Raw genomic sequence first — 11,911 nt, 5'->3', positions numbered from 1 at the left:
AACGCGCACCCCCGCCGACGACATAAACGGCATCAAGGCCCGATCCTGCGCGCCGCATGGCCTTGTCGCAATCAGCGAAAGCCATGGCCACGCCCTCCATCACCGACTGGACCAGATCCGGCAGGCCCGCCCCCCGTGAAAGACCCCAAAAGGCGCCAGTCGCGGCGGGATCGTTATGAGGGGTGCGCTCGCCCGACAGATAGGGCAGAAATCCTGCCGCCGCCGGTGCCGTGATTGTCCGGGGCAGCAGCGTTGCCAGTTCGGCCACGGGACGGCCGGCGATTTCGGACAGCCAGGTCAGGCTGTCGGTGGCCGACAGGAAAACCCCCATCTGGTGCCAAGTCTGTGGTACGGCATGGCAAAATGCATGCACGGCATCCGCAGTGTTCGGCGCAAAGCGGTCGGTGGCAGCAAACAGGACACCCGAGGTGCCAAGCGAGAGAAAACCTGTTCCTGGTGCAACGATACCCATTCCGCAGGCGGTCGCGGCATTGTCGCCGCCGCCTCCGGCCACGGGGACCTGCGGGACGCCCCATCGCTGTGCCAAGTCGGCCCGCAGCGTGCCGGATACATCCGTCCCCTCGACCAGCCGGGGCATCTGTGCGCGGGACAGGCCGGTTGCCGCCAGCAGGTCATCGGACCAGTCTCGCCGCTGGACGTCCATCCACAACGTTCCTGCCGCATCGGACATGTCCGAAACATGGTCCCCCGTCAGCCACAGCCGGACATAGTCCTTGGGCAGAAGGACCTTGGCCGTTCGTTCAAAAAGCGAGGGTTCGTTCTGAGCCACCCACAGCAGCTTGGGTGCGGTAAAGCCCGCCATGACGATGTTGCCGCCAATGCCGCGGAAATCGGCCCGTGCTTCCAGTTCGGCACATTGTTCGGCGGAACGACCGTCGTTCCACAGGATGCAAGGACGCAGCGGGTGGTCGGTTGCATCCAGAAGGGTCGCGCCATGCATGTGCCCCGACAGTCCGATCCCGCGCAGCGCAGCCATGGCAGCGCCCTGCGTGGCGGCCAGTTCGCCGATGACCGTTTCGCAGGCCGCGATCCAGCTGTCGGGATCCTGTTCCGACCAGCCCGGCGCGGGACGCGACACGCTCAGCGCGACATGGGCGGCCCCGACCTGTTCAAAGCGGTCGTCCAGCAGGATCGCCTTGACCCCCGAGGTTCCGATATCAAGTCCCAGATACATGGGGGCTCCTTTCAGGCGGCCTGTCGTTCGGCCCGTTACTCGGCCGGCATCTCGATCTGGATCTTGACGTCGGTTTCGCGTCCCTCGACGGCGCGGTCAAAGGCTGCGATGCTGTCGGCAAAGGGCATCGTCAGCGAGATCAGCGGCTTCAGGTCGACCTTGCCCGAGGCGATCAGCGAAATGGCGCGGTCGTAAACATTGGCATAACGGAAAACCGTCTCGACCCGCAATTCCTTGGCCTGGAGACCGACGATGTCGAAGGGAACCGGATCGACAGGCATCCCGACCAGCACAATGGTGCCCCCCGGCCGGGCCAGCTGCGGCAGGCCCAGGATGGCAGGAGCCGCACCCGAGCATTCGAAAACCACGTCCGCGCCCCATCCGTCAGTGGCCTGGGCGATCGCCTCGGCCGCTGGCGTGTTGCGGATGTTGATCGTCTCGATCCCCGGATAAGCGCCGATGATGTCCAGCTTGGGCTGCGCCAGATCGGACACATAAACCTTGGCACACCCGCCCGCGAGCGCCGCCAGGGCAGTCATCATGCCGATGGGACCTGCGCCTGTCACAAGGGCGATGTCCCCTGGCTGGATCCGGGCGCGCAAGGCGGCCTGCATCCCGATGGCGAAGGGCTCGACCATGGCGCCTTCGGCAAATGACACATTGTCGGGCAGGCGATAGGTGAAGGCGGCAGGGTGCACCACCTGCGGCGTGAGGCAGCCGTGGATCGGGGGCGTCGCCCAGAAGCGCACGGCGGGATCGACATTATACAGGCCCAGCTTGGAGGCGCGCGAGTTCGGGTCGGGGATGCCCGGTTCCATGCAGACGCGATCGCCGACCTTCAGGTGGGCGACCTGCTGGCCTACCTCGACCACGATGCCCGAAGCTTCATGGCCCAGCACCATCGGTTCGTTCACCACGAAAGGCCCGATCTTGCCGTGGGTGTAATAATGGACATCCGATCCGCAAACCCCGACCGTCCGTACCGCGATCCGGACATCCGTTGCCCCCAGTTCGCCGTCGAGCGCAATATCGCGGATCGACAGCTGTCCCTTCTTTTCCAGAACAAGCGCTGTTGCCATAGTCCACACCTCCTCAAAGTTCGCGATGCGCCAGAACGAGCCGTCCTGACGTATCGGTGTTTGGCCCCTGACCAGTCAGAATGCGTGCAGGGGGCGGTGTAAATGCCCCCTGTGCAGGATCGGCAGATAAATCTGCCCGTCGGGAAAAAAACTACCGTCCTGCAGGGTCAGGTGCGCAGGGGGGGCGGGAGCTTGAGGTCCACGGCATTTCAGGGCACGCGCGGACGTTCCTGGCCGAGTCCCGAGGCGATCGACTTGAACAGGGTAAGTTCGGACAAACTTTCCAGCGACACCCCGAGCTTTCTGCGCCAGTTCGGATATTCGTCCGTCGTGCTGGGAATGTTGACCGGCTGCACCTCGCCCGCCATGTCCTCGAGGCGCACTGCGAACAGCCGGGATGGCGCGCTGGCCAGCCATTGGTGGACAGCCGCCACCAGCGGATCGGGCGCACCGGTCGATGGCGATGCCTGGCCGGTAAACAGGTTGCTTGCAGCCAGATCCTCCAGCAACTGCCGACGCTCGACCTTTCGGGCTTCGGTCTGTTCGTTGGCCGCCGTTTCGCTGATCAGTCCATGATCCAGACGAAGGCTGATGTCGTCGCCGCGCCACCAGCCCTGAAAGGTCGGAAGGTCATGCGTGGACAGGCAGGCCAAGGCGTTCCGGGGATAGTCCTCGGGGGGAATGAAACCCTCTTCGGTCCGCTCGAACAGAAGGATTCGATAGGACAGGATGCCGACCGCTTCCATGACGTCGCGAAAGCCCGGCGGGACGTTTCCCAGATCTTCCCCGATGACGATCGTGCCGTTCTGCTGCGATGCCTGTGCCAGCGCGGACAGCATGTCCGCCAGAGGATAGCGGGCATAGGTTCCATCAGCCGGGCCGGCGTCCTGGGGGATCAGGAACAGTTGCCACAGGCCCATGGCATGATCGATCCGCAAGGCACCCGCCTGCCGGGTGGCCTGTTCCATCAATTCGGCAAAGGGGGCCGCCCCTTGCTGCGCCATGGCCACCGGCGACAGCGGCGCCAATCCCCAATCCTGCCCGGTTTCATTGAAGTAATCGGGCGGGGCCCCGATGCGGATGCCGGGCACCACCATGGGATTTCCCCATGATCCCGAACCATCCGCAGCCTCGCCCACGGCAAAGTCCAGATACAGCCCAATCGACATGTCCGCGCGATCACAGGCATCCCGGGCACTGGCCAGTTGCTGCTGGGCCAGATCCTGCAGCCAGCGATAGAAACGCAGTTCGGCCGGATGATCGCGGGCGAACTGCCTGACCAATTCGCCTTCGGCATCCTGCCATTCCTGCGGCCAGGCGGTCCAGCCTGCGCCATGTCCTTGGGCAACCATGACCGCCGAAAGGGCCTCGAACAGGGCATGCCGATCCAGATCCGTCCCGCCCTCGGCGATCACGTCGCCCGAAGCATCCGGTTGGCCCGTTTCCTGCCAGATGCGACGCAACACATCGATCTTGATCGCTGCAACGCCTTCGTAATCCACCAAGGACGACTGCTGCAAACGCTCGATGTGGTCCACCGTCGTCATGTCGGCCTGATAGCCCGGAACCCGATCCACTGCGATATACAGCGGGTTCAGGAAACGGCGGTTCGAAGGCGAGAACGGGCTGCAATGCTGCGGGTTGGACAGGAACATCGCATGCAGCGGGTTGAGGCCGATGAAATCCGCACCGGCCTCGCCCAGCAGTCCGGCCAGAACCTCCAAGTCGGCAAAATCGCCGATCCCCCAATTTCGCCCGGACCTGACCTGGTAAAGTTGCAGCGCGACACCCCAGGACCGGCTGTCGCCCTCGGGCAGGTGACAGCGGGTTCCCGGATGCGCCTCGAGGCGATGCTCGGCCTTGGGCAGGTCCTTTTCGGACCGAGTGCCCATCGCCTCCAGCAGTTGTTCCAGCGTGCGTTCGGGGGCCTTGTGCGTGGTGCCGCCCATGCCCTCGTATTCCGGCTGGATACCATGACGCAAGGCACGCTCTTCAAGATCGCTCACAGGTCGTTCCTCATATGGCTGCGGGTTTAGCATCCGCTTCCGGTGTCAGCACGATCACCCCCAAGGGCGGCAGGGTCAGGCTCAGTGACTGAGGGCGGCCGTGCCAAGGCGCATCCTCCGTCTGGACCAAGCCATGGTTGCCAAGATTCGAGCCGCCATAACGGGCATCATCGCTGTTCAGCACCTCGCGCCACAGGCCGGGAAGGGGGGCGCCCACGCGGTAATCGTGATGCGGCTGCGGCGTCAGGTTGCAGATCACCAGGCAGGGCGGTGCGTCGTCATCGGACTTGCGCAGATAGACCAGCACACTGTTTGCCACGTCGCTGGCGTCGATCCATTCGAAGCCGAACGGGTCGCAGTCCAGACGATGCAGGGCAGGCTGGTCCCGATACACGCGGTTCAGGTCCGCGATCAGCATCTGCATCCCCTTGTGCAGCGGGTCTTCCAGCAGGTGCCAGTCCAGCGACTGGTCGTGGTTCCATTCGCGATCCTGCGCAAACTCGCCACCCATGAACACCAGCTTCTTGCCGGGGTGGGTCCACATGAAGCTGAAATAGGCGCGCAGGTTCGCGAACTTCTGCCAGCGGTCGCCCGCCATCTGCCGGATCAGGGATCCCTTGCCATGAACCACCTCGTCATGGCTCAGCGGCAGGACGAAGTCCTCCGAGAATGCGTAGACGAGGCCAAAGGTCAGGTCGTTCTGATGGTGGCGGCGGTGGATCGGATCGCGCCGGAAATAACCGAGCGTGTCATGCATCCAGCCCATGTTCCACTTGAAGCCGAAACCCAGGCCGCCGTCATCGACCGGGCGGCTGACCTTGGGAAAGGCCGTCGACTCCTCGGCGATCGTGATCGCGCCCGGATAATCCTGGCGCACGCGTTCGTTCACGTCACGGAGGAAGGCAATGGCCTCGAGGTTCTCGTTTCCGCCGAACTCGTTCGGCACCCATTCGCCATGCTTGCGCGAATAATCCAGGTACAGCATCGAGGCCACCGCATCGACGCGCAGGGCATCGACATGGAACCGGTCCAGCCAATAAAGCGCTGACGATTGCAGGAAATTCGAGACTTCGCGCCGACCGAAATTGTAGATCAGCGTGTTCCAGTCCTGATGGAAACCCTGACGCGGATCGGCATGCTCATAAAGGGCCGTGCCGTCGAAATGGGCCAAACCATGCGCGTCCGAGGGAAAATGCGCGGGCACCCAGTCGAGGATCACGCCGATCCCGGCGTCATGCAGCCGATCGACCAGCCGCGCAAAGGCCTCGGGGCTGCCAAAGCGGCTGGTGGGCGCAAAGAGGCCGATGGGCTGATAACCCCATGACCCCGTGAACGGATGTTCGCTGACGGGCAAGAACTCGACATGGGTAAAGCCCATCTCGACCACATAAGGCACCAGCAGGTCGGCCAAGGCGTCGTAATCAAGGATGTCGCCTTCACCGCTGCGCCGCCACGACCCCAGATGAACCTCATAGATCGAGATCGGCGCCTTTCGGTCCTGCCGCGCCGCGCGGCCCGCCATCCATCCGCTGTCATGCCAGTCGTGATTGGTCAGGCCTTCGACGATCGAGGCCGTTTCGGGGGGCTGCTGATGGGCAAAACCGACCGGATCGGCCTTGAGGGGCATGCGCTCGCCATGGGCGCTGACGATCTCGTACTTGTAGATCTCACCCGGCGCGATGCCGGGAATGAACAATTCCCAGACGCCGGGGCCGATGCGCTTGCGCATGGGATGGCGGCGACCGTCCCAGGCGTTGAAGTTGCCCACCACGCTGACACGTCGGGCATTGGGGGCCCAGACCGCGAAGGTCGTGCCCTCGACGCCTTCATGCGTCACGGGATGGGCCCCCAGCTTGTCGTAAAGGCGCCGATGGCTGCCTTCGGCCATCAGATATTCGTCCATCTCTCCCATGACCGGCCCGAAGCGGTAGGGATCGTCCACCTCCCACTCGTGGCTGCCCGCCGACATCCGCAGGCGATAGTCGTGGGAGGGCAGGGGACCGCAGAAGAACCCTTCCGGGTGCACCCGCTCCAGCGTCGTCGTGCCCGCCGGAGAAACAGCGGTGACCTGAGCCGCCTGAGGGGCAAAGACACGCAGTCTGCCCTCGTGGGGACCAAGCACCGCGAACGGGTCATGATGATTGCCGCGCAGGATGGCTTCGATGTCCGAAGTCTTGAAATCTTCGGGACGGGTCTCGGGAAGAGTCGCGTTATCGGTCATGTGGCCTCGTTCAGCAGATCGAGGATTCCGCGCAGGGGCAGGCCGACCCAGGTCGGGCGGTTCCCCAGCTCGTATCCGGTTTCATAAACCGCCTTCTGCAGCAGAAAGAGGTCGAGCATTGCCTGCATCGTGTCGGGATCTTCCGGCAGGTTGGGCGCACCTTCGACGTGGGTGCGATAGGCCGACAGGAAGTCGCTGACCGCTGCACGGCGCCAAGCCTCGATCCGTGCGATGGCGCGTTCCGCACCCGCGGGCGGGTCATGGCGGTGACGGGCGATCACGGACAATGCGGCATAGTCGAAGGACCGCAGCATGCCCGCCACATCCCGCAGGGGCGAGGACTTGGCGCGACGCTCGGCCAGCGTGCGTGCAGGCTCGCCCTCGAAGTCGATGATCGCCACGTCGTTCTGTGCCAGCAGCACCTGGCCCAGGTGAAAGTCTCCGTGGATGCGCGACAATTGGCCCGACGGTGCGATCTGTCCGGCCGCGCGGATGCGGGTCATCAGGTCGTCGCGACGTTCCAGCAATTCGCGCGCCAAGGGTGCGGCATCCTCGGCCAACTGGTCGCGGGCCTGTTCCAGCCGCGTCAGCATGGCAACGGCCTCTTCCTCGGCCGTTTCGACCCAGGATTTCAGCTGCTCGGCATCCAGATCCTCGGTTGCGAAGGCCGGGTCGTCCGTCGGTGTCGCCAAGGCCTTGTGCAACTGCGCCGTCCGTTCCCCCAGCAGCGCCGCGATGCTGAGCGGGAAGTCGAAGGCCGTTGCGGCCATCTCGGGTTCATGCTCGGACGGCCAGGCTTCGTGCTCGTTGAACTCCAGCATCAAGGCGTCGATCACGCCGGTCCATGCATCGCCGCGGTTGGCGACAAAGGCAAAGGCCGCGGCCAGAACCGTCTGCTCGTTCCCCGCATGGACCGCCTGACCCAGATAGCGGGGCGTATGGGCATAACCCGCAGTTTCCGTCAGGAAGCGCGCAACCTCGACATCCGGCTGTTCGCCCCCGCGCAGGCGGCGGTACAGCTTGAGGATGATCTTGTCACTGAAGGCGATCGAGATGTTGGATTGTTCCACCCCCAACTGGCGCGGGTCGCCGGGATCGGTGATCTCGCGCAGGGCTTCGCTGCCGCGGAACTGCAGGGCGCCACGGGTGACGTCGTCCTTCATCGCCTGCAGGAACAGGCCCGGCAGACGTTCATCATAAGCGCCATCGACCAGGGCGCCCACGCGGGCGGTATGCCGGATCTTGGCAAGCGTATAGGACAGCTTGGGTGCGCCGGGGCGCATGTTCTCGTCACCCCAGCGGGCTGACAGCGGCAGGAAATAGCTGTGCTGCCCATCCTCCAGCGTCACCTCGACGGACACAAGCGCATGGTCCGCCTCCAGCTCGCCCAGTGGCGTCATGTGCACGGCCGAAATCGCATCGTCCTTGGCCGCGAACCAGCGTTGCAACGGCAGCCATTGCGGCAGCACGTCGTTCTGGAACTGTGCCCCCTCGCGACCCTTGAGCGCCGTTTGCACGCGTCCGTCGCGGGTGGTCAGGGTCATGAACTCGGGCAGGATTTCGGGCAATTGCTCGTGCCAGGAAGGGGACTCGGATTCGTCACCCAGCGCAAACCAGTAGAAGCCATAGGCCGGCAGCGTCAGCATGTAGGGCAGGTCGCCGATCGGCGGAAAGGCCGAGCGTCCGGTCAGTTCCACGGGTACCTTGTCGCGATGCCGCGACAGATCCAGCTCGACCGCCTGCGCCGCATCCGACAGGTTCGCCACGCACAGATAGGCGCGCCCCTCGTGTTCGCGGATATAGGACAGGACCTTGCGATTGCGCGGATAAAGCAGTGTCATCGTGCCCCGACCGAAGGCCGGGTGCTGACGGCGGACGGTGATCATCCGTCGCATCCAGTTCAACAGCGATGACGGGTCGTCCGCCTGCGCCTCGACGTTGATGACCTGATGGCCGTAAACCGCATCGATGATCGCCGGCAGGTAAAGCTGCTGGGGCTTAGCGGTGGAAAAGCCTGCATTGCGGTCGCCCGACCATTGCATCGGCGTGCGGACGCCATCGCGGTCGCCCAGGTAATAGTTGTCCCCCATGCCGATCTCGTCACCATAATAGATGATCGGCGTTCCGGGCATCGACAACAGCATCGAGTTCATCAGCTCGATCTTGCGGCGATCGTTCTGCATCAGCGGCGCCAGTCGCCGGCGGATGCCGAGGTTGATGCGTGCCCGTGTGTCGGCGGCATAGGTTTGCCACAGATAGTCGCGCTCTTCGGACGTCACCATTTCCAGCGTCAGTTCGTCGTGGTTGCGCAGGAAGATGCCCCACTGGCAATTTTCCGGGATCTCGGGCGTTTGCCGGATGATGTCGGTGATCGGATGCCGGTCCGCCTGCGCCAGCGCCATGTACATGCGCGGCATCAGCGGAAAGTGGAAGCCCATGTGGCATTCGTCGCCATCGCCGAAATAGGGTCGTGTGTCCTCGGGCCATTGGTTCGCCTCGGCCAACAGCATGCGGTCGGGAAAATGGGCGTCCAGATCGGCACGGATGGCCTTCAGCACGTCATGCGTTTCAGGCAGGTTCTCGTTGTTGGTGCCGTCACGCTCGACCAGATAAGGGATGGCGTCCAGACGCAGGCCGTCGACGCCCATGTCCAGCCACATGCGCATGACCTTCAACACCTCCTGCAGCACGCGGGGATTGTCGAAATTCAGGTCCGGCTGGTGCGAATAAAAGCGGTGCCAGTAATAAGAGCCGGCCACCGGATCCCAGGTCCAGTTGGACCGTTCGGTGTCCAGGAAGATGATCCGGGTTTCCGGCCACTTCTCATCCGTGTCCGACCAGACATACCAGTCCCGCGCGGCCGAGCCGGGCTTGGCACGGCGCGCCTTCTGGAACCACGGGTGCTGATCGCTGGTGTGGTTGATGACCAGTTCGGTGATGACGCGGATGCCGCGACGGTGCGCCTCGGTCACGAAGGCCTTGAAGTCCTTCATCGAGCCATAGGACGGATTGATCGACCGATAGTCCGAGATGTCATAACCGTCATCGCGCAGCGGCGAGGGATAGAAGGGCAACACCCAGATCGCCGTGACGCCCAGTTCCTGCACATAATCCAGGCGCTGCATCAGGCCGGCAAAGTCGCCGATGCCATCGCCGTTGGAATCCTGGAACGCCTTGATGTGCAGCTGATAGATGACGGCGTCCTTGTACCAGTCCTGCACGCCGCGGTCGACACCCCCGCGCACGGCAAAGCTGGCATTGCTGTCTTTGTTCATCGAAATATTCATCAGCGCGCCACTCCCGGGGCAAACAGCTGCCAGACCGCGTAGGGTCGCGTTTCAGGGTCCAGACGCAGCCACTGGTACTTGCCGTGCCAGGTAAAGCTGTTGCCGTGGATGAGGTCCTTGACCTCGATCGAGGCATCGTCGGGCAGATCGAACTTCCACAACGGCACTTCCAGCTGGAATTCATGCGCGTTGTGCGGATCCAGATTGACATGGATCAGCACGAAATCGTCGCCTGCCTGCTTGCCATAGGCAAGCACCTGATCGCTGCTGGCATAGTAAAAGGTAAGGTTCGTGAAGTCCTGCAAGGCCGGGTGCTGCTGGCGCAGGCGGTTCATCAGGCGGATATCGTCCTGGATGTTGCCCGGCTGATCCATGTCCCATGTCCGCAACTGGTACTTCTCGGAATCGAGATATTCCTCCTTGCCCGGCACGGCGGCAGCCTCGCAGATTTCGAAGCCGTTATAAACGCCGTAGTTGCCGCCCAAGGTCGCCGCCAGCACCAGCCGCGTCCGAAAGCCCGGGCGCCCGCTCGACTGCAGGAAACGCGGATTGATGTCAGGCGTATTGACGAAGAAGTTCGGCCGCATGACGTGGCGGCTGTCGGTCTGGGTCAGTTCCACCAGATAGTCGGTCAGCTCTTCCTTGGTGTTGCGCCAGGTGAAGTAGGAATAAGACTGCGAAAAGCCCACCTTGGCCAAGCGCTTCATCACCTTGGGCCGGGTAAAGGCTTCGGCCAGGAAGATCACATCGGGATGCTGGGCGCGGACCTCGCCGATCATCCATTCCCAGAAGGGAAAGGGTTTGGTGTGCGGATTGTCCACACGAAAGATGCGGACGCCATGGTTCACCCAGAACAGCACCACGTCACGCAATGCGTACCAAAGGTTCGGCAGCGCATCGCGATAAAAATGGACGTTGACGATGTCCTCGTATTTCTTGGGCGGGTTTTCAGCGAACTTGATCGTGCCGTCGGGGCGCCAGTCGAACCATTCCGGATGCTCGCGGATCCAAGGATGATCGGGGGCGCATTGGATGGCAAAGTCCAGCGCGATTTCCAGACCGTGATCCCGCGCGGCGTCGATCAGCCTGCGAAAATCGTCGAACGACCCCAGTTCGGGATGCAGGGCGTCATGCCCGCCTTCCTCGGAGCCGATGGCATAAGGGCTGCCCGGATCGTCGGGACCCGGCGTCAGGGTATTGTTGCGCCCCTTGCGGTTGGTGCGGCCGATCGGATGGATCGGCGGGAAATAAAGCACATCGAAGCCTAGGTTCTTCACATAGGGCAGGCGGGCGATGACGTCGTCAAAGGTGCCGTGACGATGTTCGTCACCCGACTGGGAACGGGGCATCAACTCGTACCATGCACTGAAGGCGGCAGCCTTGCGGTCGGCAAAGACAGGCAGGACCTTGTACTGGGTCGCATCGGTGCGCGGCCCGATGGCGCGCATCAGATCCACGACTTCGGGTGCCCCGAGACGCGCAAAGCGCAAGCCGTCGCGATCGTCGCCCTCGGCCTTGTCATCCTCCAACAGGGCCGCGATGGCGCCCCGTCCGACCTCGTCGGCACGGCTGTCTTCATCCAGCGCACGCGCCAGCAGGCGCCGGCCTTCCTCCAGTTCCAGCCCGATTGCCTGACCAGCGGCGTGTTTTTTCACCACCTCCTTGCGCCAAGTCAGGAAAAGGTCGCGCCAGGCAAGAATGCTGACCTCGTGGTCGCCTGGCTCAGACAGCGTCAGTTCGGCACACCAGCGGTCGTTCTCGACAAACTCCATCGGCACCTCGTGAAAGGCTCCGGTACCGACCCGACGATGCAGCAGAACCGCCGCGATGCTGTCATGGCCATCGGAAAAGATGTCGGCCTCCACGGTCGTGGGCTGGCCCACGACCACCTTGGAGGCAAAGCGTCCGCCGTCAATCTCGATCGAGACGCCCTCGATGGCGAGCCGCTCGGCCGCCAGGCTCCTCAGCAGCGTTTCGGAAGGGGCCCTGTTTCTCACAGCCTCCTCTGCCGGTGTTCCCGCATTCCGGGTGCCTTCACCGACCGAAACTTCGTGATCTGCCATCTTGCGCTCCCAGTCATTACCGACCGGGTCAACCGCCCTGGATGGGAATTGTTCCGTTTG

6 protein-coding genes are annotated in these 11,911 nt (G+C 63.4%); all 6 read right to left on the bottom strand.

The genetic code is table 11. The annotated features are described in order from the left end of the window. A partial coding sequence (gene xylB / locus ACLHHB_RS02960) for a xylulokinase (protein ID WP_410216793.1) occupies positions 1-1,195 on the bottom strand: 1,195 nt, incomplete at its 3' end. 35 nt (positions 1,196-1,230) lie between these two features. Then, on the bottom strand, positions 1,231-2,274 hold the full coding sequence (locus ACLHHB_RS02955; protein ID WP_410216792.1) for an NAD(P)-dependent alcohol dehydrogenase: 1,044 nt from the start codon (positions 2,272-2,274) through the stop codon (positions 1,231-1,233). Positions 2,275-2,483: 209 nt separating this feature from the next. After that, positions 2,484-4,280 carry a 4-alpha-glucanotransferase gene (gene malQ, locus ACLHHB_RS02950; protein ID WP_410216791.1) on the bottom strand — a complete coding sequence of 599 codons (1,797 nt, stop codon included), beginning with the start codon at positions 4,278-4,280 and terminating at the stop codon, positions 2,484-2,486. Between the two features lie 10 nt (positions 4,281-4,290). Continuing rightward, the gene (gene glgB / locus ACLHHB_RS02945) at positions 4,291-6,501 is read right to left on the bottom strand and encodes a 1,4-alpha-glucan branching protein GlgB (protein ID WP_410216790.1); all 2,211 of its coding nucleotides are present in this window, start codon (positions 6,499-6,501) and stop codon (positions 4,291-4,293) included. Continuing rightward, positions 6,498-9,776 carry a maltose alpha-D-glucosyltransferase gene (treS, locus tag ACLHHB_RS02940; protein ID WP_410216789.1) on the bottom strand — a complete coding sequence of 1,093 codons (3,279 nt, stop codon included), beginning with the start codon at positions 9,774-9,776 and terminating at the stop codon, positions 6,498-6,500. The genes glgB and treS overlap by 4 nt, the downstream gene beginning before the upstream one ends. 11 nt (positions 9,777-9,787) lie before the next feature. Then, positions 9,788-11,851 carry an alpha-1,4-glucan--maltose-1-phosphate maltosyltransferase gene (locus ACLHHB_RS02935; protein WP_410216788.1) on the bottom strand — a complete coding sequence of 688 codons (2,064 nt, stop codon included), beginning with the start codon at positions 11,849-11,851 and terminating at the stop codon, positions 9,788-9,790. Positions 11,852-11,911: the final 60 nt, after the last annotated feature.

This window comes from Paracoccus sp. (in: a-proteobacteria) (assembly GCF_046462195.1).
Lineage (GTDB): Bacteria > Pseudomonadota > Alphaproteobacteria > Rhodobacterales > Rhodobacteraceae > Paracoccus.
The sequence above is the reverse complement of the archived record's forward strand: the minus strand, read 5'-3'. Positions and strand labels throughout refer to the sequence as shown.

What these genes read in the sequence shown, in the direction of transcription:
- treS (WP_410216789.1), bottom strand. Translation starts at nt 9,776, where the DNA reads ATGAACAAAGACAGCAATGCCAGCTTTGCCGTGCGCGGGGGTGTCGAC.
- ACLHHB_RS02935 (WP_410216788.1), bottom strand. Translation starts at nt 11,851, where the DNA reads ATGGCAGATCACGAAGTTTCGGTCGGTGAAGGCACCCGGAATGCGGGA.
- ACLHHB_RS02955 (WP_410216792.1), bottom strand. Translation starts at nt 2,274, where the DNA reads ATGGCAACAGCGCTTGTTCTGGAAAAGAAGGGACAGCTGTCGATCCGC.
- glgB (WP_410216790.1), bottom strand. Translation starts at nt 6,501, where the DNA reads ATGACCGATAACGCGACTCTTCCCGAGACCCGTCCCGAAGATTTCAAG.